The organism is Streptomyces sp. NPDC090798, assembly GCF_044768965.1.
In the GTDB taxonomy this organism is placed as follows: Bacteria; Actinomycetota; Actinomycetes; order Streptomycetales; family Streptomycetaceae; genus Streptomyces.
On sequence record NZ_JBIVXA010000038.1, the window covers coordinates 14,480 to 36,139 of the forward strand.

Consider the following 21,660-nt stretch of genomic DNA (forward strand, 5'->3'; position numbering starts at 1 on the left):
GCGGCGCAGCGGCATGCTCAGCGAAGACACGATCAACCACTTTCGCTTCGAGGGGGCACGAGTTCTGTTGTCCGTGTTCCGTGGCCGCGGTATTCCCGTGGAGCCGGAAGAACGTGACGCCGCTCTCGAACCCGCGATCCGGGCTCTGTGGCAGGCGGGTGAGAGCGGAGGAAGGAACCTTTACGAGATCGGGGGGGAAGTGCGTGTGATTGCTGATGCCCTGAGCCCGGAGGCTCGGAATCGCTGTGGAGTTCCCGCTGATCTGGTTGAGTTGGTGGTCGGCTCGGCGCCGGACGAGCCATGGAGGGTTCTGCGGGATATCGCTCTGCAGGTGGAATCCTGGCCCTCGGGATTCGTTGCCAGACTTTCGCGTGCGACGCCGACGAGCTGGGAACTCAGCCGCCGGTTTCCGCAGCTCAGTGAATTCCTGCTGAACTACTTCGGCCAGGACGGTATGGCCACGGAAGACGACCTGACGGAATCCGAGGGACTGCAGCTCTACATCGAGCACTGTCATCCGATTTGCCTGTGGCGGCTTCCGCGGATTGTGGCGGAGTGCGTGGAAGCGCTGGCCATTCTCCACGACGAGGAATCGCTGTCGAGGTTCTTCGAGGTCGAACACGGACTGGGTTCGGGAGACCTTGCCTGGTCGGACTGGCTGCCACTCATCGCCGATACCTTCACCACACACATGCGCGAACAGCACCCTCCGCGCTGGGTTTCCGCGTAGTCCGTACGGCCAGGGGCCACGACATGCGCACCCGCACCGCCACCTACCCCGACCGCGAAACCGCCCAATGCAGATACCGCGTGACGGGACGGTGAGACCCGTAGCCGCGTCCAGCTTCAAGCAAGAAAGGTGTCGCCGGCGTTGACCACATACATCGGGGCAGTGTTCAACAACGGATTTGTTTCGCGGTTGCTCGGCCTGTCCCTTCGCGTGAACACCTCGGAGAACGAGGACTTCGAGCACGAGATTGCCCGTCTCTGCCGGAGTATGCAGCGGGCGCTGGGTGTTTCCTGGGCGCTGCCGCCGGCCACTGCCGCGGCGACGGTGGATCTTGTCGCAGAGGTGTTGGCGAGCTCCTTGCGAACCCGACTTCCGGCAGGTTTCGAGGAGAGGCTGACCCTCGCGGCCGGCGGTCGTCCGGTGGAGGAGTATCTGTCGGACGCCGCCTCGGCCATCCGCAAGCTCGACAGTGAGGTTGTGCCCGGCTACGGGGAGCTTCCCATGGCTCCCTGGGAGGTCTCCCTCGCGTTTCCGGAAGTGATCGACTTCAAATACTGGGTGGAGGCCGACGAGTTCGAAACACTCGACGAGTGTTTGTGGGCCGGGTTCGACAGCATGCATCCCGGAGAATGCGCGAGCAGGGCAACGGCTCTCATAGCGCAGACACAGGAAGCCCTGCTCCTCTTTCCGGATCCGGACGTTCTGCGCGCGACGCTTTCGCAGAGCATCCCGTGGGTGTCTCGCGACGTGCTGCGGGGGATCGTCCGAAAGGGCAATGAACACCTCGCCGAGCTGCATGGAGTCTCAGGACGATGACAAGGCCGACCGCCAACAGAGCCGCCACCTACCCGGACCGCGAAACCGCCCAGTGGGCCACCCAGCAGGTCGTCACCGTCAATGAGCAGCTGATTCACCGCTGGCTCGCCCAGGCCACCCGCCCCCGCCTGACGATCGAGGCGTCGTGGCCCTCGCGCACCGAGCCGGTCGGCCGGGTCCTGCTCCAGGCGATGATGCTGGCGGGCCGTGAGCCCGTGGACGTACGGGCCGCCCGCGTGGTGCTCAAGCGCGACGCGACCCGTCCTCATGGCTTCGTCGTCCACGCCACCTTCCCCACTTACCTGTAGACCCGTAGAGGCTGATCACCGTGCCCCTGAGCCCCCTCGAACACGACCGCCGCTACGGCGAACTGGACCAGGTGATCCGTGCCTACGCCGGGCAGCCGGCGGACGACACCCCGGACAAGCCCAGCCAGGCCCTGACCGCCTACCTCCGCCACACCTGGCACACCCGCCCCTGGGCCTTGGCCACGGCGGAGGCCCAGCTGCGGGAGTACGCCCGCAACCCGCCCGGCCGACTGCGTCTGCGCCTCGGCGAGTTCTACGCGATCCCGGACGTCCAGCTTCCCGAGTCGGACATCGAGCAGTGGCTGGCCTGCCTCGCCGACCACATCAAGCACAGTGTCGAGACCGGCGAGGCCCCGCCCCCGGCCGCCCCCGCCACCCACTGGGAGTGGCACGCCCGTTTCCCCGAACTCGCCCAGTTCCTCGGTGGCTGGTTCTCCCAGGACATGCCGGACGAGTTCGACGACCACGATGCGGCCGTCGACGACTACCGAACCTCCACCGACCCCCATCTCGTCGCTCGGCTCATCGGCGAGCTGCACGAACTCCTCACACTCGACCTCGACGAGTCCGACTACGCTCTCGCCGTCGCCGAGCTGGGCATGGAGGTGGACCCCCCGGCCCCGTACGCACCGAGCGGCTGGCTCGCACTGGTCGCCGACCGGCTCAGTGGGCCGCGGGCCCAGTACGGGCCCCCGCCGCAGGGCGATGTGAAGTGACCACGCCTGTGGACGAGTTGTCGGTCCTGCTCAAGAGCCTCTCGTCCGATCTGCGCGTGTACGTCGGCGCGGGCCGACTTCGGCCCACCGGCGGGCCGGGCGGTCTCACGAAGGCCGTCGCCGAGGAAGTGCACGCTCTTGTCGTCGAGTTGTACGAGGGCTACTGGCACCGGTACGCCTACGGCACGGACGGACCGGCCTCCGCGCCGCAGATCGAAATGTCGCTGTACCCCAAGTCTCCGGCGGAGGCCACCGCACTTTTGGGCGAACTCGCCTCGGCGAGCCTGCTGTTCCCCGAATTCGCTTTCATGGACTCTGCCGAGGCCAAGTCGATCGCCGCACGTGTGGTGGGGTTGCTCGGTCCCGGCGCGCGCTGGTGGTCCAACAGGGACGACCTCAGCGTGGACACCGTCACCAGCTGCTCGATCGACACGTTCGTCATCGGCAGCGACGGCGACCGTTTCGCGCTGCTGATCCAGGTCGGCGACGACTGAGGCGACTCGCTCACCGGCCCATGTGCACCGCGAACGCCGCCCAGGCCGGGCATCTCCTTGCGCATGGCTTCGATGAGGTCGGGGTCGAGGTCGAGGGTGTGGCGTCGGCCGTCTGACCCGGGCCGCTGATCAGGAGCCCGGGGATGTGTCCCCGTCGTCCCTCCGGGGCGGGCCCGGCGGCCCCTCGCGCCCGGGTCGACAGGGGGTGGTGTCCAGGCATCCGTGCGCATGATCTTGGTCAGGTCTGTGGGACCGTAGAGCACGGGAATGGGCTCGGACACCCCGAGCGTTCCCCAATGGGAGTCCGCGGGCAGCCCCGGCGGACTGGATCGAGAGAGGGTCGGCGTCCCGCATCAAGGGCTCGCGTCGCCCCGTGGTCACGGACCGTCACCGCAGCCGGTCATCGTCCATCGTCCCAGACGCGGCAGCCGGTCATCCTCTCGGATGCGGCGGCCGGTCATCGTCCCGGACGCGGCAGTCGGCCTCCGGCCGGGATGCGGCCCGGGCGGGGCGGGAATACCGTCTGGCTCAAGATCCCATCGTCCGGAAAGACGGGCGAGCATACCCATCCCACCTGAAACCTATGCGGCGCGTGGCCAAGTTTCTTCCCCTAACGGGCTGAAGTTTTGTTGATCGTGGGTCAGTTGGCCACCCCGTCGCCCTACCCTTCAAAGGGTGAACCAATTGATGTCCCGAGAGTACGAGGCCGATGTCCCCGGGGGAGCAGCGCTCCCCGGCGCCGTGTCCGACGCCCTGCGTGCCGAGCTGATCGCGTTCCGGCGCGACATGCACATGCACCCTGAGCTCGGCAACCAGGAGTTCCGCACCACCGCGGCACTCAAGGCACGCCTGGAGCAGGCGGGCCTCAAGCCCCGCGTGCTCGACATCGGAACCGGGCTCATCTGTGACATCGGGATCGACCGCGGTGCGGGGGAGGGCGAAGGGGACGGGGAACAGGCCCGGGACCGCGCGGTCGACGGCGGACGCGGCATGCTCGCGCTGCGCGCCGACATCGACGCGCTGCCCATCCCGGACACGAAGAGTGACTGCGCGTACCGCTCGACCGTGCCCGGCCGCGCCCACGCCTGCGGCCACGACGTGCACACGACCGTCGTCCTCGGCGCCGGGCTCGTCCTCGCCGAGCTGCATCGCCAGGGGCTCCTGCCGCATCCCGTGCGGCTGATCTTCCAGCCCGCCGAAGAGGTCCTGCCCGGGGGCGCGCCCGACGCCATCGAGTCCGGAGTGCTGGACGGCGTGGGGCGGATCATCGGCGTGCACTGCGACCCGAAGGTCGACGCCGGGCGGATCGGACTGCGCCACGGTCCCATCACCTCGGCCTGCGACCGGCTGGAAGTCTCACTCGACGGCGCCGGCGGCCACACCGCGCGCCCCCACCTCACCACCGACCTGGTCACCGCCGCCGCGCGCGTCGTCACCGACGTGCCGTCCCTCGTCGCCCGGCGTGTGGACGCCCGCAGCGGGCTCGCGGTGACCTGGGGACGGATCGAGTCCGGGCACGCCTGCAACGTCATCCCGCAGCACGCCGAGCTCTCCGGGACCGTACGCTGCCTCGACCTCGAGGCCTGGCGGCAGGCGCCCGACCTGCTGCACGCGGCCATCGACGAGATCGCGAACCTGTACCGCGCCAAGTCCGAGATCAACTACATCCGGGGCGTCCCGCCGGTCGTCAACGACCCGGCGGTCACGGATCTCCTCCATGACGCCATGACCTCGCGGCGCGGCCCGCACTCCGTCGAGGACACCGAGCAGAGCCTCGGCGGCGAGGACTTCTCCTGGTACCTGGAGCACGTGCCCGGCGCCATGGCCCGCCTCGGCGTCCGTACGCCGGGCGAGCGCACCACCCGTGACCTGCACCGCGGCGACTTCGACGTGGACGAGTCGGCCATCACGGCCGGAGTCGAGCTCTTCACCGCGGCGGCCCTGCTCGACGCGATCCGCTAGGCCCTGTAGGTCCAGGTCCAGGTCCGTCCAGGTCCAGGTCCTGTCGGGCATGGTCCGCCGGACAGGCCCTGGACGCGGTCCCACGAGCGCGAGACGCTCATTCGGAGATGGCGCATAGATGACGTAGGGGCACCGGGCCGCCGGTCCGTCCGATGTCCCGATCGGTACCCCTTCGTCCGCTTGCGTCACCCGGGCGTAACGGGTGGCGGGCAAACGTAACCCGGTGGCGGCACGGTTCGATAACGGCCAGGAGAAACCCCGTTCCCCTCCCCTTCTACGCGCGTTACTGTGCGCCGAAATCGCTGCGTCGGCGGCGTGTTGGGGAAGCGGACCGGCGACGGCCGTGGGGATGAAGGGTGCTTGCTGTGCGTCTGATGTCTCGGAGGACCAGGTTCTCCCAAGCAGCGGTGGCTGTCTCGGTCATCGCCCTCGCGGCGGTCGGTTGTGGCAAGTCGAGCACCGACACGAGCAGCGACTCCAAGAAGAGCTCGTCGGGCTACACCGGGAAGGGCATCGGTCTCGCGTACGACATCGGCGGCAAGGGCGACCAGTCCTTCAACGACGCCGCGTTCGCCGGTTTCCAGAAGGCCGAGACCGAGTTCAAGATCAGCGGCCGGGACATCGAGCCGCAGGACGGCGAGTCCGACGCCGACAAGGTGCAGCGCCTGGAGCAGCTCGCCAAGTCCGGCTACAACCCGGTGATCGGTGTCGGCTTCGTGTACGCGCCGGCCGTCAAGGAGGTCGCGGCGAAGTACCCGAAGACCACCTTCGGCATCATCGACGACGAGCAGGACAAGGCGGCGAACATCGCCGACCTGGTCTTCCACGAGGAGCAGTCCTCCTACCTCGCGGGTGTCGCGGCGGCGAAGGCCACCAAGAAGAACCACATCGGCTTCATCGGCGGCGTGGACATCCCGCTCATCCACAAGTTCGAGGCGGGCTTCGACCAGGGCGCGAAGTCGGTCAACCCGAGCATCAAGATCGAGTCGCAGTACCTGACGCAGACGCCCCAGGAGGGTGGCTTCGCCAGCCCCGACAAGGGCAAGGACGCGGCGGCCGGCCAGATCGAGAAGGGCGCGGACGTGCTCTACCACGCGGCCGGCCTCTCCGGTCAGGGCGTGATCTCCGAGGCCGCCTCCAAGAAGGTGTGGGCCATCGGCGTCGACTCCGACCAGTACGCGCAGAGCTCTCTGGCCAAGTACAAGGACTGGATCCTCGGCTCGGCCCTGAAGAACGTCGGCGGCGCGGTGTACGACCTGGCCAAGTCCGTCGTCGACGGCAAGCCGCTGAGCGGTGTCGTGCGCGGTGACCTGAAGTCGGGCGGCGTCGGCTTCGCCGACACCAACCCGAAGTACAAGGCCTTGGCGGACGTGGTCGCGGCGGTCGACAAGGCCAAGCAGGACATCATCGACGGCAAGGTCACCGTCAAGACGACCCAGTGAGTCGTGCCTGTCTTCACTGATCACTGAATGAGGGAGCCTCCGGCCCGTGCATCGGGCCGGAGGCTCCCTCATTCATCCGGCCATCCGGCCATGCGGCCATGCGGCCATGCGGCCATGCGGCCATGCGGCCATCGGCCGTGCGGTCGTGCGGTCGTGCCTGGTCGTGCGTGGTCATGCCTGGTCATGCGCCGTCGTTCGTGGTCGTCCGCGAGCGCCAGGTGCGCCAGGTGCGCCGGATGCGCCGGACGCGCTCATGGAATCCGGTCGGCTGGACCGGCTCCTCCGCCCCGACGGTGATCCCGTACACCTCGACGCCGGACGGCCTCGGGTTGGCGATGCGGACGGCCTTCGACGTCGTGCCGGTGGCGCGTGCCCACCCACTTGCCGACCACTTGCCGTACACGTCGGCCTTGTCGCCGCGGGACCGGCAAAGTGTCTTGGTTTGGTACATGACATCCCATAGATCGGCGCCGGGTCCGGGGGCCGGGCGTCTTTGCCGAGTGGAAGCCCTGGAGGCACCCTTGGTGTTGGGAGTTTGTTCTCCGAGGGTTCAAAACGGTCGGATAACACTCTGGCGACGTGGGTTCTCTGCTATGTCTACGCGCGTTACGCTGCGGCGGAATCAGCGCCTGGTTTGGGCGCCTGCACAAAGGAGTCACGTTCATGCGCCGGGTGTCCCGAATCGCGGTTGCGGGCGTTGCGACCGCATCCCTCGCCGTTGCTCTCTCCGCCTGTGGCGGCTCGTCCACCGAAGCCTCGAGCGGCGGCTCAACCAAGACCAAGGGTATTGGCCTTGCGTACGACATCGGCGGCAAGGGCGACCAGTCCTTCAACGACGCCGCGTTCGCCGGTTTCCAGAAGGCCGAGAAGGACCTCAAGATCAGCGGCCGGGACATCGAGCCGCAGGACGGCGAGTCCGACGCCGACAAGGTGCAGCGCCTGGAGCAGCTCGCCAAGTCCGGCTACAACCCGGTGATCGGTGTCGGCTTCGTGTACGCGCCGGCCATCAAGGAGGTCGCGGCGAAGTACCCGAAGATCACCTTCGGCATCATCGACGACGAGCAGGACAAGGCCGCGAACGTCGCCGACATGGTCTTCCACGAGGAGCAGGCCTCCTACCTCGCGGGTGTCGCGGCGGCGAAGGCCACCAAGAAGGACCACATCGGCTTCGTCGGCGGCGTGGACATCCCGCTGATCCACAAGTTCGAGGCCGGGTACGTCCAGGGCGCCCAGTCGGTCAACCCGAAGATCAAGATCGAGAAGCAGTACCTGACCCAGACGCCCCAGGAGGGTGGCTTCTCCAGCCCCGACAAGGGCAAGGACGCGGCCGAGGGTCAGATCGAGGCGGGCGCAGACGTGATCTACGCCGCCGCGGGCCTGTCGGGTCAGGGCGTCATCCAGTCCGCCGCCTCGCACAAGGTGTGGGCCATCGGCGTCGACTCCGACCAGTACAAGCAGGACGCACTGGCCAAGTACAAGGACTACATCCTGACTTCGGCCACCAAGGACGTCGCCGGAGCGGTCTACAACCTCGCGAAGTCGGTGGCGGACGGCAAGCCCGAGACCGGCGTCGTCCGTGCCAGCCTGGCCACCGGCGGTGTCGGCCTCGCCGACTCGAACCCGGTGTTCAAGAACAACGCCGACCTGCAGGCCGCGCTGAAGAAGGCCGAGGCGGGTATCAAGGACGGCTCGATCACGGTCAAGACCTCCTGACCCGAGTCCTGATCCCGGCCCAGGTCACGACGTCATCACCAGACGTCGAAACCATGGCCATGGCAACGCTGTAATGGCAGCGTTACGGCCACGGAACGGGGCGTGGGGAGGATGACCTTCCCGTGCCCCGTTCGCGCGGCAGAATGCTCGGGTCGGATCGGACCGGACCGGACCAGAAAGTAGTCCGAAAAGAACCCGGTCCGTCCGAGTGCAATTCAAAGCAGGGGCGCTACGCGCGTAGATAGGCCCCTTTTCCAAGGAGAGTGCGCCATCGACGCGTCCAGCAGCCCTCCGCTCACCGCGCAGTCGACCGCGGTCGAGCTGGCGGGGATCACCAAGCGTTTCCCCGGTGTGGTGGCCAACCATGACATCCACCTGACGGTCCGCAAGGGCACGGTCCACGCCCTCGTCGGCGAGAACGGTGCCGGCAAGTCGACGCTGATGAAGATCCTCTACGGCATGCAGAAGCCGGACGAGGGCACGATCACCGTCGACGACCAGCAGGTCACCTTCCACAGCCCCGCCGACGCCATCGCACGCGGCATCGGCATGGTCCACCAGCACTTCATGCTCGCCGACAACCTCACCGTCCTGGAGAACGTCGTCCTGGGCAGCGAGAAGCTGCACGGCATCGGCGGGGGCGCCCGTAAGAAGATCAAGGAGATCTCCGACCGGTACGGGCTGAACGTCCGCCCGGACGTCCTGGTCGAGGGCCTCGGTGTCGCCGAGCGTCAGCGCGTGGAGATCCTCAAGGTCCTCTACCGCGGCGCCCGCACCCTGATCCTGGACGAGCCCACCGCCGTACTGGTGCCGCAGGAGGTGGACGCACTCTTCGACAACCTGCGCGAGCTCAAGTCCGAGGGCCTGGCCGTCATCTTCATCTCGCACAAGCTGGGCGAGGTCCTCTCGGTCGCCGACGAGATCACGGTCATCCGGCGCGGTACGACGGTCGGCACGGCCGTTCCCGCCGAGACGACCCCCCGCCAGCTCGCCGAGATGATGGTCGGCAGCGAGCTTCCGACTCCGGAGACCGCCGAGTCCACCGTCACGGACAAGCCGGTCATCCAGGTCGAGGGCCTCACGGTTTTCGCGAGCGGTGCCCCCTCCCTCGGCGAGCTCGCCGAGCCGACGGGCGCCGGTCTGGTCATAGAGGACAGGGCCGAGACCGCCGCCGCGGTGCGTCGCATCCTCGACGACGTCACCTTCACCATCCACGAGGGTGAGGTGATGGGCATCGCCGGTGTCGAGGGCAACGGCCAGACCGAGCTCATCGACGCGCTGATCGGCCTCAAGCACGCCGACTCGGGAGCCATCGGCTTCCTCGGCGAGGAGATCACGGGGTGGGCCACCCGCAAGCGCCGTGAGAAGGGCATCGGGTACATCCCCGAGGACCGCCACCGCCACGGCCTGCTGCTGGAGTCCCCGCTCTGGGAGAACCGCATCCTCGGCCATGTCACCGAGGCCCCGAACGCGAAGGGCTTCTGGCTCGACAACAAGGGCGCCCAGGAGGACACCAAGCGGATCGTCAAGGAGTACGACGTCCGCACCCCCGGCATCGACGTCACCGCCGCCTCGCTCTCCGGCGGCAACCAGCAGAAGCTGATCGTCGGCCGCGAGATGAGCCACAAGCCGCGCTTCCTGATCGCCGCCCACCCCACCCGCGGTGTGGACGTCGGCGCGCAGGCCGCGATCTGGGACCAGATCCGCGAGGCCCGCCGTGAGGGCCTGGCCGTGCTGCTGATCTCGGCCGACCTGGACGAGCTGATCGGCCTGTCCGACACCCTGCGGGTGATCTACAACGGCAGGCTCGTGGCGGACGCCGACCCGGCGACCGTCACCCCGGAGGAACTCGGCTCGGCCATGACCGGCGCCGCCTCCGGACACCTGGAGCACGTAGCGGAAAGCGCCGCCCCGGAGGACGAGGCCCGATGAAGAAGTTCGACAAGGAGCGCGTGCTCCTCGCGGTGGCCGGCCCGGTCATCGCGCTCGTCGCGGCGATCGCGCTGACCTCGGTCGTGCTGCTCGCCTCGGGCAAGAGCCCGTTCGAGCCGTACTCCCTGATGCTGCAGCAGGCGACGTACTCCGACACCCAGGTGCTGATCATCAACCAGGCGTCGCTGTACTACATCGCGGCACTCGGTGTGGCCATCGGCTTCCGTATGAACCTGTTCAACATCGGCGTCGACGGCCAGTACCGCCTCGGCGCGATGATGACCGCGGTGGTCGGCGCGCATCTCGCGCTGCCGTCCTACCTGCAGATCCCGGTGCTCATGCTCGTCGCCGTGTGCACCGGCGCCTTCTGGGCCGGTATCGCGGGCGTCCTGAAGGTCACCCGCGGTGTGAGCGAGGTCGTCGCGACGATCATGCTCAACGCGATCGCCACCAGCCTCATCGGCTACCTCACCGCGGAGAACATCTGGGGTGTGCAGGTCGGCAACAACAACACGACCGGCATCATGAAGAAGTCCGGCTGGTTCCCTGGTATCAACCTCGGCTCGGACGTCGGCGAGATCTACGGCATGGTCTTCATCGCGGTCCTCATGGGCGTTCTGTACTGGCTCGTCCTCAACCGCACCCGCTTCGGCTTCGACCTGCGCGCCACCGGTGCCTCCGAGACCGCCGCCGCGGCCTCCGGCGTCGACGCCAAGAAGATGGTGCTCACCGCGATGCTGATCTCCGGCGCGATCGCGGGCTTCTCCGGTCTGCCGCTGCTGCTGGGTGACGCCCACACCTACAGCCTGAGCTTCCCGGCCGGTCTCGGCTTCACCGCCATCGGCATCGCGCTGCTCGGCCGCAACAACCCGGGCGGCATCGCCCTCGCCGCCCTCCTGTGGGCCTTCCTCGACAAGGCGTCCCCTGCGCTCGACTACGCGACCCCGGTGGCGTACGAGAAGGAGATCGCCACGATCATGCAGGGTCTGATCGTCTTCGCGGTCGTCATCTCGTACGAGGCCGTACGTGTCTGGGGCCTGCGCCGCCAGCAGAAGCGGGTCGGTGAGGAACTGGCCGCGGCCGCCGCCAACAACAACTCCCCGAAGGAGGTGGCTGCCCGATGAGCACCGCGACCGTCGCCAAGCCGCAGGCGCAGCAGCCCGGCAAGGGCAGCCGCCGATTCTCGCTCCCCGTGCTCCTGCTGATCATCGCGGGCGTACTGATCCTGACCTCGGTCGTCCGCCTGATCACCGGCGCGGACGGCATCACCTCGACCGGACAGATGTCCACGGCGCTGCGCCTCGCGGTGCCGATCGGCCTCGCGGGCCTCGGCGGCCTGTGGTCCGAGCGCGCGGGCGTCGTCAACATCGGCCTCGAGGGCATGATGATCCTCGGCACCTGGTTCGGTGCCTGGGCCGGCTACCAGTGGGGCCCGTGGACCGGTGTCGCCTTCGGCATCATCGGCGGCTGCCTCGGCGGCATCCTGCACGCCATCGCCACGGTGACCTTCAACGTCAACCACATCGTCTCCGGTGTGGCCATCAACATCCTGGCGCTCGGCACCACCCGCTACCTCTCCAAGTTCACCTTCGAGAACGCGCCGCAGGGCTCCTCCAAGCAGTCCCCGCCGATCGACTCGCTCGGCACCTTCGACATCCCAGGGCTGTCCAGCTGGCTGTCCACGCTCAACGGCAAGCACTGGTTCCTGATCTCGGACATCGCGGGTCTGCTCGGCGGACTGGTCACGGACCTCTCGCCGCTCACCGTCGTCGCGGTGGCCCTCGTCCCCGCCACCTGGTGGGTGCTGTGGCGCACGGCCTTCGGCCTGCGCCTGCGCTCCTGCGGTGAGAACCCGGTGGCCGCCGAGTCCCTCGGCGTCAACGTCTACAAGTACAAGTACATCGCCGTGATCATCTCGGGCGGCTTCGCCGGCCTCGGCGGTGCCTTCCTGTCGATCGTCGCGTCCAACGTGTACCTGGACGGTCAGACGGCCGGCCGCGGATACATCGGCCTCGCCGCGATGATCTTCGGTAACTGGATGCCGGGCGGCCTCGCCCTCGGCGCGGGCCTGTTCGGCTACACCGACAGCCTCAACCTGCGCGGCGGCGGCACCAACGTGCACGCGCTGATCCTGCTCCTCGCGATCCTGCTGGTGTTCGCCGTGGCCTACCTGGCATGGAAGAAGCGGGTCGTGCCCGCGGTCGTCACGGCCGTGGTCTCCGCGCTGATGTTCGTCTGGTATCTCGCCACTGACGAGGTCCCGCAGCAGTTCGTGAGCGCCACGCCGTACGTGGTGACCCTGCTCGTGCTCTCGCTGTCCGCGCAGCATCTGCGGATGCCGAAGGCGGACGGCATGCCGTACCGGAGAGGACAGGGCAAGTGACGTCCGCCGACGCCGGCTCCACGGCCGTCGACTGGGAGGCCCTGCGGGAGCTCGCGCGGGACGCCATGTCCCGGGCGTACGCCCCCTACTCGGGCTTCCCGGTCGGCGTCGCGGCCCTCGTCGACGACGGCAGGACCGTCACCGGCTGCAACGTCGAGAACGCCTCGTACGGGCTCGGACTGTGCGCCGAGTGCGGTCTGGTCTCCCAGCTGCTGAACACCGGGGGCGGTCGGCTGACGCACTTCACCTGCGTCGACGGACAGGGCGAGATCCTCGTCCCGTGCGGACGCTGCCGCCAGCTGCTGTACGAGTTCGGCGGGGCCGGTCTGCTCCTGGAGACCCCGGCCGGAATCCTGCCGCTCTCCGAGATGCTGCCGCAGGCCTTCGGGCCGGAGAATCTCACCAAGTAACGCCTGCGCGGCCCCTCCCGACGACCGGACGATGAACGACCGGTCGGGAGGGGCCGCGGATTTTCGGAAGTCTTCGGAAGGAAAGCCATGGCCATGGACGCCGTCTCCGTCATCCGCACCAAGCGGGACCGTGCCGAGCTCAGCGACGCGCAGATCGACTGGGTCATCGACGCGTACACCCGCGGCGAGGTCGCCGACTACCAGATGGCCGCCCTCAACATGGCGATCCTGCTCAACGGCATGAACCGTCGCGAGATCGCCCGCTGGACCGCCGCGATGATCGCCTCCGGCGAGCGCATGGAGTTCTCCTCCCTCTCCCGCCCGACCGCCGACAAGCACTCCACGGGCGGCGTCGGCGACAAGATCACCCTGCCGCTGGCGCCGCTGGTCGCCGCCTGCGGCGCGGCGGTCCCGCAGCTGTCCGGACGCGGCCTCGGCCACACCGGCGGCACGCTGGACAAGCTGGAGTCGATCCCCGGCTGGCGCGCCCTGCTGTCGAACGAGGAGATGCTGAACGTCCTCGACACGACCGGTGCGGTCATCTGCGCCGCGGGCGACGGCCTGGCCCCGGCGGACAAGAAGCTCTACGCGCTCCGTGACGTCACGGGCACGGTGGAGGCGATTCCCCTCATCGCCTCCTCCATCATGTCGAAGAAGATCGCGGAGGGCACGGGCTCGCTGGTCCTGGACGTGAAGGTCGGCACCGGCGCCTTCATGAAGACCATCGAGGACGCCCGCGAACTCGCCTCCACGATGGTCGGCCTGGGCACCGACCACGGTGTGAAGACGGTCGCCCTCCTGACCGACATGTCGACCCCGCTGGGCCTGACGGCGGGCAACGCGCTCGAAGTACGGGAGTCGGTGGAGGTCCTGGCGGGCGGCGGCCCGGCCGACGTCGTCGAACTCACCATCGCCCTGGCGCGCGAGATGCTGGACGCGGCGGGCATCAAGGACGCCGACCCGGCGAAGGCCCTCGCGGACGGCTCGGCGATGGACGTCTGGCGCCGCATGATCGCCGCGCAGGGTGGTGACCCGGACGCCGCCCTGCCCACCTCCCGCGAGCAGCACGTGGTGACGGCCCCGTCCTCCGGCGTCCTGACCCGTCTGGACGCCTACGACATCGGCATCGCCGCCTGGCGCCTGGGCGCGGGCCGCGCCCGCAAGGAGGACCCGGTGCAGGCCGCCGCGGGCGTCGAACTGCACGCCAAGCCCGGCGACACCGTCACCGCGGGCCAGCCGCTGCTGACCCTCCACACCGACACCCCCGAGCGCTTCGAGTACGCCCTGGAGTCGGTCGAGGGTTCCTACGACATCGCGGCCGCGGGCACGGACTTCAAGGCCACCCCGGTCGTGCTGGAACGCATCGCCTGACCTGCGCTTTCCTCGTACGGGTGAACGGGATCGGTGGACGCCCACCGATCCCGTTCGGCATGCTGGACTCGGTGACGCGTAGCGCCCGTGGTGGAGGGGGACGGCCTGAGTAGTCACATCCCTGCAGGCATGGCGGAGCTCGTCGTCGAAGTCACCTCGAAGTCCAACGCCGCGCATGACCGCGTCAGCAAGCCCGCCGCCTACGCCGCCGGAGGCATCCCCCTCTGCCTGCTTGTCGACCGATGGGCGGCCGGCGGCCCGACGGTGACGCTGTACGGCGAACCCACAGGCGACGTCTACCGCGTCCTGCGCGCCGGAAAGTCCGGCGACGCGATCACGCTGCCCGAGCCCTTCGATCTCACCCTCGACACCAGCGTGTTCCCCGTCGACTGACGTACCCGAGGGGCGGCGCCCAGTTTCTTGCGCGCCGACTCCTCTCGAACGCCGGTTGGCGCACCGTCAGCCGAGCCCCGCCGCGATCACCACCAGCACCGGCACCGACAGGATCGTCGACAGCAGGATCGACTCCCGGGCCAGCGTCTCGCCGACCCGGTAGCGCGAGGCATAGGTGAAGAGGTTCTGGGCGGCGGGCAGCGCCGAGGTGACCACGACGTCGAGCAGCGGCGCCCCGTGCAGCCCGAACAGGCCCACGGCCAGGGCCCAGGCGACCAGCGGCTGGCCCACCGACTTCAGGGCGACGGACAGCAGCACCGGGTACCGGTCCGCGCCCCGGCCGGGCAGCGTGCTGCCGCACAACGAGATACCGAACGCCAGCAGCACCGCGGGCACCGACATGTTGCCGATCAGCGTGAGCGGGTCCATGACCGGCCCCGGCAGGCTCAGACCGGTCGCCGACACCGCGACCCCGCTCAGCGAACCGACCGCGATGGGGTTGCGCAGAGGAGTGATCAGCCGCTGCCACAGGGGGCCTTTCTCACCCTTCCCCGACAGGTCGAGGACGGTGAGCGCGATGGGCGTGACCATGATCTGCTGGAAGAGCAGCACGGGCGCGACGAGGGAGGCGTCCCCCAGCACGTACACCGCGATCGGGATGCCGAGGTTGCCCGAGTTGACGTAACTGGAGCAGAGCGCGCCGATCGTCGTCCGGCCCATGCCCCAGCCGCGTACGACCCCGATCGCGACGAAGACACCGGCCGCCGCGGCCGTGCTCATCGCCGTCACCAGGAGCCGGCTGGAGAAGATCACCGACAGGTCGGCCCGGGCGAGCGTGGTGAACAGCAGTGCGGGGGAGGCCACATGGAAGGCGAGCTTCGTCAGCACCTCCCGCCCGTTCTCCCCGAGATAGCCGCGGCGCCCGATGACATAACCGATCCCGATGACCACGGCGATGACCGCGAAGCCCGTCAGCACCCCTTGCACGGTGCCCCCTTGGAGCGGAGGAGGCCGTCGGGTATCACGGAAGGCGCTGGTTCATGGGGCATACACCCAACCCTCTGGGGCGGGAGGTGCGCAGGTCAATGTGATCCTTTGCGGGCGCGCGCCCCGACGGTCCGCCCTCCGCGATGAGTTCCGTGCCCCCGGCCGGTCTACTGACTGTGGACGCCACGACACCCGCCGTACTCGTGCTGCCCGGCCCCGTCACCCGTGACCAGGTGCCGAGGCTCTGTGACGACGTGCGCGCGCGGCTGGCGGCGACCGGTGCCAGGGTGCTGGTCTGCGATGTCGCGGGCCTCGGTCCACCCGGCCTGGCCACCGTCGACGCCCTGGCCCGGATGCAGCTCGCCGCCCGCCGGGCCGGGGGCCGCATCCGCCTGCGCGCCCCGGCCCCGCCCCTTCTCCTGCTTCTCGATCTAGTCGGACTCCGCTTCGAGCTGGAGGGGGAGGCCGAAGAGCGGGAACCAGCGCTTGGTGTCGAGGAAGCAGTGGAATCCGGTGATGCGGCCGTCTGAGATCTCCAGCGCCTGGATCGCCCAGGCACTGAAGCCGCCCTCCTCCGGATCCGGCTTGTAGTGCGCGAATCCCGGCAGACCGTTGACCGCGACCGGCAGCAGGCGCGAGCCCGCGCAGGAGGCACCGAGGGTCGTCATGAAACCGGTGATGTCGCCCGTGCCGCGCAGCCACAGGTCGAACGGCGGCATCGTCATGATCGCGTCCTCGTGGAGCAACGCGGTCAGCGCCGTCATGTCGTACCCCTCGAACGCGGCGACATAGCGCTCCAGGAGCTTCTGCTGCTCCTCGTCGAGCGGGTCAAGCACGGCGGCCTCGGCGCTGTCGCTCTCCGCGAGGGTCGCGCGGGCCCGCTGCAACGCGCTGTTGACCGAGGCGACCGTCGTCCCGAGCAGCTCGGCGACCTCCGCCGCCTTCCAGGCCAGGACCTCGCGCAGGATGAGCACGGCGCGCTGCTTGGGCGGCAGCTGCTGCAGGGCGGCCATGAAGGCGAGGCGCACCGACTCCTTGGCCACCGCCGCCTCGGCCGGGTCACTGACCGTGGGCAGCACACGCGCGTCCGGCATCGGCTCCAGCCAGGTGTTGTCCGGGCGCGGGGTGAGCGCCGCCTGAGCCAGGGGTGAGGGACCGCTCAGATCCATCGGACGAGCCCTCCGGTTGCCCGCGTTCAGCATGTCGAGGCAGACGTTGGTGGCGATCCGGTACAGCCAGGAGCGCATCGACGAACGGCCCTCGAACTTGTCGTAGCTCCGCCAGGCGCGGACCATCGTGTCCTGCACCGCGTCCTCCGCCTCGAAGGAGGAGCCGAGCATCCGGTAGCAGTACCCGGTCAGCTCGACCCGGTGCTTCTCCAGCCGGACGTCCAGATCTGTCGTCGCCGCCGTACCGTCGCTCATAGCCAACCCACCCCTGTGGCCGTTCCCGTCGCACCGTCGCCTCGTTGCGCCAGCACTTCGGAAGCTACCGCAGCCCACTGACAATGGCCCCCGAAGTGGGGAAAAGCGCAGCTCGGTCGCGTCAGTGCGCCAGGGCCGGCTCGCGGCGGGTCCGTGTGCGGGCCGCGTGGGAGCCGAACAGCGTGATCGTGACGACGCCGAGGACCGCGAACAGTCCGAGCGTCACCGTCCCGGCCCACCCGCCCGCGTGGAAGGCGACCGCGCCGAGCGTGCTGCCCGCGCTGGAGCCGATGTAGTACGCGGACTGGTAGAGGGCCGAGGCCTGGGCGCGGCCCTGCTTGGCGGTGTGGCTGACCGACGAGGACGCCACCGCGTGGCCCGCGAAGAAGCCCGCGGTGATCAGCACCAGGCCGAGCAGGACGAAGGGGAGGGAGTCGACCAGGGAGAGGAGCAGGCCGGAGGTCGTGGTGCCGCCCGCCAGGTACAGGGAGCCGCGCCGGCCCAGGCGGGCGACCAGCCTGCCCGCCGTGGACGCCGACACCGTACCGACCAGGTACACCAGGAAGATCGAGCCGATGATGCCCTGCGGGAGGGAGAACGGGGCCTCGGTCAGGCGGTAGCCGATCACCGTGTAGACCCCGCCGAAGACCATCATGAACAGCGCGCCGATCGCGTACAGCCGGCACAGCAGCGGGTTCGCGAGATGGTCACGGACCGTACGGGCCAGCACCCGCGGCCGCAGCGAGCCGGGCGTGAAGTGCTTCGGCGCGGGCAGGAGCATACGGAAGGCGACCGCGCAGGCCACCGCGATGATCCCGATCGTGGCGACGGCCACCCGCCAGCCCCACTCCTGCGCGACCCACCCGGTGATGACCCGGCCGCTCATCCCGCCGACGCTGTTGCCCGCCACGAAGAGGCCGATCGCGGTGATCAGGGCCTTGGGGCGGACCTCCTCCGCCAGATAGGCCGTCGCGGAAGCCGGAAGGCCCGCCAGGGCCGCGCCCTGCACCGCCCGCAGCGCGACCAGCGAGCCGATCGACGGGGCGAAGGGGACCAGGAGCCCGACCGCCACCGCGACGGTCAGCGACGCCGTCATCAACGTACGCCGACCGAACCGCTCCGACAGCGCGCTCATGGGGAGGACGAACAGCGCCAGTGCGCCCGTCGCCGCCGAAACCGTCCAGCTCGCCTCGCTCGCGCTGACCCCGAAGTCCGTGGAGACGAGCGGGAGAAGGGCCTGCGTGGAGTAGAGGAGCGCGAAGGTCGCCACACCCGCGAGGAAGAGCGCGAAGCTCATCCGGCGATAGCCGGGCCCACCCGGGGTGAGACGGGAGTCGGCGATGGCGGTGGAGGACGTGACGGAGGAGGCGGCGCCCACGGTGGTGGACGCCCCGGTACTGGCGGAAGGCATGCTTCGAAACTAAAGAGCCGCCGTTCATCCGTCCAATGCATGGAATGGCCATAATCGTTCCCATGGCGCATCAGCAAAGGTCACAGGCTCACCTGTCACCGTCCAGTGACACAGAAGACAGCGCGGGCATGTCTCGGCTGCTCGCTCCACGCCTCGCGTACTTCGCCGGGGTCGCCCGCACGGAGCACGTCACGCGCGCCGCGCGGGAGATGCGGGTCCCTCAGTCGACCCTTTCGCGCGCCATGGTCCGGCTCGAACAGGATCTCGGCGTCGATCTGTTCGCCCGCCGGGGCCGCACGGTCTCCCTCACCCCCGCGGGCCGTACGTTCCTCTCCTCCGTCGAACGGGCCCTCGCCGAGATCGAGCGCGCCGCCGAGGAGGTGCGCGCGGACGCCGACCCGGCCACCGGCAAGGTCGCGTTCGGCTTTCTGCACACGATGGGGTCGGAGACCGTCCCCGGTCTGATCCGGGCCTTCCGCGCCGACCACCCCCGGGTCCGCTTCAGCCTCGTCCAGAACTACGGCGAGGCGATGCTGGAGGGGCTGCGCTCGGGCGAGCTGGACCTGTGCCTTACCTCGCCGGTGCCGGACGCGCCCGACCTGGTGGGCCGCCTCCTCGACGAACAGAAGCTCCGGCTCGTCGTCCCGGCCGACCACCGCCTCGCCGCCCGCAAACGCGTCCGCCTCGCCGAGGCGGCCGACGAGACCTTCGTGACCCTCGAACCCGGCTACGGCATGCGCCGCATCACCGACGACCTCTGTCAGGAGGCCGGCTTCAGGCCCCGGATCGCCTTCGAGGGCGAGGAGGCCGAGACCCTACGGGGCCTGGTGGCCGCCGGCCTCGGAGTCGCCCTCCTGCCACCACCGGCCGTGCCCCGCCCGGGGGTGGTCGAACTGACGGTCACGGCCCCGAGAGCGGTCCGCGAGATCGGGGTGGCATGGCTGGACGGCCACCCGGACACGCCACCGGTGGCAGCCTTCAAGAAGTTCCTACTGTCACGAAGGGGACGGCTCCTTCCTGACTGACGGCACGAGCAGTGCCGCTGCCTCAGGGGCGCGGGGAACTGCGCGACCAGCCCCCACGCACCCGCAGACACCAAACAACCTAACGACGCAACGCCCGCCCGAAGCCGGAGGCGAGCGGCATCCGCAACCCCAACGGCGGCGGCGCGGCCAGCGCATCCTCCAACGGCCGCGACACCCCGTGTCCGAACAACGCCCCCATCACGAAGTCCTGTGCCAGCGCGTGCACTTCGGACCGGTACTGGTGCAACCCGTGCCCGTCGGAGTGGACCTCGAACCGGCAGATGTCCCGGTTGGACTTCTTCGCCCGCGCCGCGAGCCGGAAGGACAACTCCGGGTCGGACCGCTCGTCGTTGGTGCCGTGCACGATCAGCACGCGCCGCCCGGCGAGCTGCTTCACCGGTTCGGGTGGCGCCGCCACGTCGTCCTCGGGCAGCCAGGGGGCGAGCGCCAGAACGGAGGTGACGGCGGTGTGCCCGGCCGCACGCAGCGCCGCCCGGCCGCCCATGCCCACACCGGCGAGGCACACCGGCACGTCCCCGTAGCGGCGTACGACCTCGTCGGCGGCCCAGGACGCGTCGCTCGCGAGATGCGCCTCGCTGCCGTTCCAGCCGCGGAAGCGGTAGTGCACGACATGGGTCGCCAGACCTTCCGCGCCTCCCGTGCGCATGAGCCGGCGGCCGAGCGCGCGCACGGAGGCGGTCGCCAACATCGGGGACGGTCTGCGCGCGGAGACCTCGTCGCCGCCCGGGAGCAGCAGAACCACTCCGCTGACGGCCGTCGGCTCCGGGCCGATCGCCCTCCCCAGCCGGGCCCTGCGAACCGGCGTCGCTTGCTGTGCCATGACAGAACAGTCTCAGAAGTGACGGTGTACGCCACCCGTCCGCCTGGTCACCGTTACGTATCGACGGACGGCGTGACAGGAGATCTACGCGCGTAGGGTCTAGAGTGCGAAAATGACGAGCCAGATCAAGAACACCCCGAGCTCGGAACAGATCCGCCGGGCGCCCAAGGTCCTGCTGCACGATCACCTCGACGGGGGCCTGCGCCCCGGGACGATCGTGGAACTCGCCCAGGAGACAGGCTATTCCGGGCTCCCGGAGACCGACCCCGACAAACTCGGCGTCTGGTTCCGTGAGGCCGCGGACTCCGGGTCCCTTGAGCGGTACCTGGAGACCTTCGCCCACACCTGTGCCGTCATGCAGACGCGCGAGGCGCTGGTGCGGGTCGCCGCCGAGTGCGCCGAGGATCTCGCCGAGGACGGGGTCGTCTACGCCGAGGTGCGGTACGCGCCCGAGCAGCACCTGGAGGCCGGGCTCACCCTCGAAGACGTCGTCGAGGCCGTCAACGAGGGTTTCCGGGAGGGCGAACGGCGTGCCCGGGAGAACGGCCACCGCATCCGGGTCGGCGCCCTGCTCACCGCCATGCGGCACGCGGCCCGCGCCCTGGAGATCGCCGAACTGGCCAACCGCTACCGCGACCTGGGCGTGGTGGGCTTCGACATCGCGGGCGCCGAGGCGGGCTTCCCGCCCACCCGTCACCTCGACGCCTTCGAGTACCTCAAGCGCGAGAACAACCACTTCACCATCCACGCCGGCGAGGCCTTCGGGCTCCCCTCCATCTGGCAGGCGCTCCAGTGGTGCGGTGCGGACCGGCTCGGTCACGGTGTGCGGATCATCGACGACATCCAGGTCGCGGCGGACGGCTCGGTGAAGCTCGGACGCCTGGCCTCGTACGTGCGTGACAAGCGCGTCCCACTCGAACTGTGCCCCAGCTCCAACCTCCAGACCGGCGCTGCCGACTCCTACGCGGAGCACCCCATCGGTCTGCTGCGGCGCCTGCACTTCCGGGCGACCGTGAACACGGACAATCGGCTCATGTCAGGGACGAGCATGTCGCGCGAATTCGAGCACCTGGTCGATGCGTTCGGTTATTCGCTCGACGATATGCAGTGGTTCTCTGTCAATGCTATGAAGTCAGCATTCATTCCTTTCGATGAACGACTGGCGATGATCAATGACGTGATCAAGCCTGGATATGCAGAGCTCAAGTCCGAATGGCTGTTCCAGCAGACCGCCTCCACCAGCGGTTCCTTGGAGGAATAGGGCTGATCGAAGGAGCGAAAAGCAGCCGGGTCTTCACTTGT

21 protein-coding genes and 1 pseudogene are annotated in these 21,660 nt (G+C 69.1%); 17 read left to right on the forward strand and 5 right to left on the reverse strand.

Annotated features, from left to right (window positions below):
• The first annotated feature begins 13 nt into the window (after positions 1-13).
• From ACIQTP_RS45035 to ACIQTP_RS45065, 7 genes are all read left to right on the forward strand, one after another.
• On the forward strand, positions 14-730 hold the full coding sequence (locus tag ACIQTP_RS45035) for a hypothetical protein (RefSeq protein WP_403411544.1): 717 nt from the start codon (positions 14-16) through the stop codon (positions 728-730).
• A 141-nt stretch (positions 731-871) separates the two neighbouring features.
• On the forward strand, positions 872-1,546 hold the full coding sequence (locus tag ACIQTP_RS45040; protein ID WP_403411547.1) for a hypothetical protein: 675 nt from the start codon (positions 872-874) through the stop codon (positions 1,544-1,546).
• Positions 1,543-1,854, forward strand: a complete 312-nt coding sequence (locus tag ACIQTP_RS45045) for an RNase A-like domain-containing protein (RefSeq protein WP_403411550.1) — start codon at positions 1,543-1,545, stop codon at positions 1,852-1,854. Before ACIQTP_RS45040 ends, ACIQTP_RS45045 begins: the two co-directional genes overlap by 4 nt.
• 20 nt (positions 1,855-1,874) lie before the next feature.
• Positions 1,875-2,570 carry a contact-dependent growth inhibition system immunity protein gene (locus ACIQTP_RS45050; RefSeq protein WP_403411553.1) on the forward strand — a complete coding sequence of 232 codons (696 nt, stop codon included), beginning with the start codon at positions 1,875-1,877 and terminating at the stop codon, positions 2,568-2,570.
• Positions 2,567-3,064: a hypothetical protein gene (locus tag ACIQTP_RS45055; RefSeq protein ID WP_403411556.1), complete on the forward strand. Its 498-nt coding sequence runs from the start codon at positions 2,567-2,569 to the stop codon at positions 3,062-3,064. The genes ACIQTP_RS45050 and ACIQTP_RS45055 overlap by 4 nt, the downstream gene beginning before the upstream one ends.
• Before the next feature lie 687 nt (positions 3,065-3,751).
• Positions 3,752-5,026 carry an amidohydrolase gene (locus ACIQTP_RS45060; RefSeq protein WP_403411559.1) on the forward strand — a complete coding sequence of 425 codons (1,275 nt, stop codon included), beginning with the start codon at positions 3,752-3,754 and terminating at the stop codon, positions 5,024-5,026.
• A gap of 374 nt (positions 5,027-5,400) precedes the next feature.
• Positions 5,401-6,468, forward strand: coding sequence for a BMP family protein (locus ACIQTP_RS45065; protein WP_403411562.1), 1,068 nt, complete (start codon positions 5,401-5,403; stop codon positions 6,466-6,468).
• 181 nt (positions 6,469-6,649) lie between these two features.
• Here ACIQTP_RS45065 and ACIQTP_RS45070 read toward each other — a convergent pair whose 3' ends face one another.
• Positions 6,650-6,919: a hypothetical protein gene (locus tag ACIQTP_RS45070; protein ID WP_403411565.1), complete on the reverse strand. Its 270-nt coding sequence runs from the start codon at positions 6,917-6,919 to the stop codon at positions 6,650-6,652.
• A gap of 212 nt (positions 6,920-7,131) precedes the next feature.
• Between ACIQTP_RS45070 and ACIQTP_RS45075 the strand changes: the two genes are divergently transcribed.
• From ACIQTP_RS45075 to ACIQTP_RS45105, 7 genes and pseudogenes are all read left to right on the forward strand, one after another.
• Positions 7,132-8,181 (forward strand): BMP family protein, encoded by a 1,050-nt coding sequence (locus tag ACIQTP_RS45075; protein ID WP_403411568.1) that lies wholly within the window; start codon positions 7,132-7,134, stop codon positions 8,179-8,181.
• A gap of 351 nt (positions 8,182-8,532) precedes the next feature.
• Entirely contained in the window at positions 8,533-10,113 is a 1,581-nt protein-coding gene (locus ACIQTP_RS45080) for an ABC transporter ATP-binding protein (RefSeq protein WP_402035053.1), read from the forward strand.
• Positions 10,110-11,237, forward strand: coding sequence for an ABC transporter permease (locus ACIQTP_RS45085; RefSeq protein ID WP_402035055.1), 1,128 nt, complete (start codon positions 10,110-10,112; stop codon positions 11,235-11,237). Before ACIQTP_RS45080 ends, ACIQTP_RS45085 begins: the two co-directional genes overlap by 4 nt.
• Positions 11,234-12,496, forward strand: a complete 1,263-nt coding sequence (locus tag ACIQTP_RS45090; protein ID WP_403411573.1) for an ABC transporter permease — start codon at positions 11,234-11,236, stop codon at positions 12,494-12,496. Before ACIQTP_RS45085 ends, ACIQTP_RS45090 begins: the two co-directional genes overlap by 4 nt.
• Positions 12,493-12,906, forward strand: a complete 414-nt coding sequence (locus tag ACIQTP_RS45095; protein ID WP_402035059.1) for a cytidine deaminase — start codon at positions 12,493-12,495, stop codon at positions 12,904-12,906. Before ACIQTP_RS45090 ends, ACIQTP_RS45095 begins: the two co-directional genes overlap by 4 nt.
• 87 nt (positions 12,907-12,993) lie before the next feature.
• Complete coding sequence (locus ACIQTP_RS45100; RefSeq protein WP_099920969.1) at positions 12,994-14,277, forward strand: thymidine phosphorylase; 1,284 nt, start codon at positions 12,994-12,996, stop codon at positions 14,275-14,277.
• A gap of 78 nt (positions 14,278-14,355) precedes the next feature.
• Positions 14,356-14,670 (forward strand): annotated as a pseudogene (locus ACIQTP_RS45105) (Uma2 family endonuclease); the annotation flags it as partial.
• Between the two features lie 66 nt (positions 14,671-14,736).
• Here ACIQTP_RS45105 and ACIQTP_RS45110 read toward each other — a convergent pair.
• Positions 14,737-15,657, reverse strand: a complete 921-nt coding sequence (locus ACIQTP_RS45110; RefSeq protein ID WP_403411577.1) for an AEC family transporter — start codon at positions 15,655-15,657, stop codon at positions 14,737-14,739.
• Between the two features lie 143 nt (positions 15,658-15,800).
• Between ACIQTP_RS45110 and ACIQTP_RS45115 the strand changes: the two genes are divergently transcribed.
• The gene (locus tag ACIQTP_RS45115) at positions 15,801-16,187 is read left to right on the forward strand and encodes an STAS domain-containing protein (RefSeq protein WP_402035065.1); all 387 of its coding nucleotides are present in this window, start codon (positions 15,801-15,803) and stop codon (positions 16,185-16,187) included.
• Here the strand turns inward: ACIQTP_RS45115 and ACIQTP_RS45120 are convergent.
• On the reverse strand, positions 16,089-17,081 hold the full coding sequence (locus ACIQTP_RS45120) for a sigma-70 family RNA polymerase sigma factor (RefSeq protein WP_403411580.1): 993 nt from the start codon (positions 17,079-17,081) through the stop codon (positions 16,089-16,091). The two genes, ACIQTP_RS45115 and ACIQTP_RS45120, sit on opposite strands and share 99 nt — an antisense overlap.
• A 121-nt stretch (positions 17,082-17,202) precedes the next feature.
• Positions 17,203-18,492, reverse strand: a complete 1,290-nt coding sequence (locus ACIQTP_RS45125; RefSeq protein WP_403411583.1) for an MFS transporter — start codon at positions 18,490-18,492, stop codon at positions 17,203-17,205.
• 62 nt (positions 18,493-18,554) lie between these two features.
• On the opposite strand from ACIQTP_RS45125, the gene ACIQTP_RS45130 reads away from it, so the two are divergent.
• Complete coding sequence (locus ACIQTP_RS45130; protein ID WP_403411586.1) at positions 18,555-19,517, forward strand: LysR substrate-binding domain-containing protein; 963 nt, start codon at positions 18,555-18,557, stop codon at positions 19,515-19,517.
• Positions 19,518-19,596: 79 nt separating this feature from the next.
• Here ACIQTP_RS45130 and ACIQTP_RS45135 read toward each other — a convergent pair whose 3' ends face one another.
• Positions 19,597-20,358 (reverse strand): alpha/beta hydrolase, encoded by a 762-nt coding sequence (locus ACIQTP_RS45135; RefSeq protein ID WP_403411589.1) that lies wholly within the window; start codon positions 20,356-20,358, stop codon positions 19,597-19,599.
• Between the two features lie 112 nt (positions 20,359-20,470).
• Between ACIQTP_RS45135 and ACIQTP_RS45140 the strand changes: the two genes are divergently transcribed.
• Positions 20,471-21,619 (forward strand): adenosine deaminase, encoded by a 1,149-nt coding sequence (locus ACIQTP_RS45140; RefSeq protein WP_403411592.1) that lies wholly within the window; start codon positions 20,471-20,473, stop codon positions 21,617-21,619.
• The last annotated feature ends 41 nt before the right edge of the window (positions 21,620-21,660 follow it).

Bases quoted from the DNA above. Each gene is read 5' to 3' on its own strand.
- ACIQTP_RS45035 (WP_403411544.1), top strand. From the start codon at position 14: ATGCTCAGCGAAGACACGATCAACCACTTTCGCTTCGAGGGGGCACGA.
- ACIQTP_RS45045 (WP_403411550.1), top strand. From the start codon at position 1,543: ATGACAAGGCCGACCGCCAACAGAGCCGCCACCTACCCGGACCGCGAA.
- ACIQTP_RS45060 (WP_403411559.1), top strand. From the start codon at position 3,752: ATGTCCCGAGAGTACGAGGCCGATGTCCCCGGGGGAGCAGCGCTCCCC.
- ACIQTP_RS45065 (WP_403411562.1), top strand. From the start codon at position 5,401: ATGTCTCGGAGGACCAGGTTCTCCCAAGCAGCGGTGGCTGTCTCGGTC.
- ACIQTP_RS45070 (WP_403411565.1), bottom strand. From the start codon at position 6,919: ATGTACCAAACCAAGACACTTTGCCGGTCCCGCGGCGACAAGGCCGAC.
- ACIQTP_RS45075 (WP_403411568.1), top strand. From the start codon at position 7,132: ATGCGCCGGGTGTCCCGAATCGCGGTTGCGGGCGTTGCGACCGCATCC.
- ACIQTP_RS45085 (WP_402035055.1), top strand. From the start codon at position 10,110: ATGAAGAAGTTCGACAAGGAGCGCGTGCTCCTCGCGGTGGCCGGCCCG.
- ACIQTP_RS45090 (WP_403411573.1), top strand. From the start codon at position 11,234: ATGAGCACCGCGACCGTCGCCAAGCCGCAGGCGCAGCAGCCCGGCAAG.
- ACIQTP_RS45100 (WP_099920969.1), top strand. From the start codon at position 12,994: ATGGCCATGGACGCCGTCTCCGTCATCCGCACCAAGCGGGACCGTGCC.
- ACIQTP_RS45115 (WP_402035065.1), top strand. From the start codon at position 15,801: ATGAGTTCCGTGCCCCCGGCCGGTCTACTGACTGTGGACGCCACGACA.
- ACIQTP_RS45120 (WP_403411580.1), bottom strand. From the start codon at position 17,081: ATGAGCGACGGTACGGCGGCGACGACAGATCTGGACGTCCGGCTGGAG.
- ACIQTP_RS45125 (WP_403411583.1), bottom strand. From the start codon at position 18,492: ATGCCTTCCGCCAGTACCGGGGCGTCCACCACCGTGGGCGCCGCCTCC.
- ACIQTP_RS45130 (WP_403411586.1), top strand. From the start codon at position 18,555: ATGGCGCATCAGCAAAGGTCACAGGCTCACCTGTCACCGTCCAGTGAC.
- ACIQTP_RS45135 (WP_403411589.1), bottom strand. From the start codon at position 20,358: ATGGCACAGCAAGCGACGCCGGTTCGCAGGGCCCGGCTGGGGAGGGCG.
- ACIQTP_RS45140 (WP_403411592.1), top strand. From the start codon at position 20,471: ATGACGAGCCAGATCAAGAACACCCCGAGCTCGGAACAGATCCGCCGG.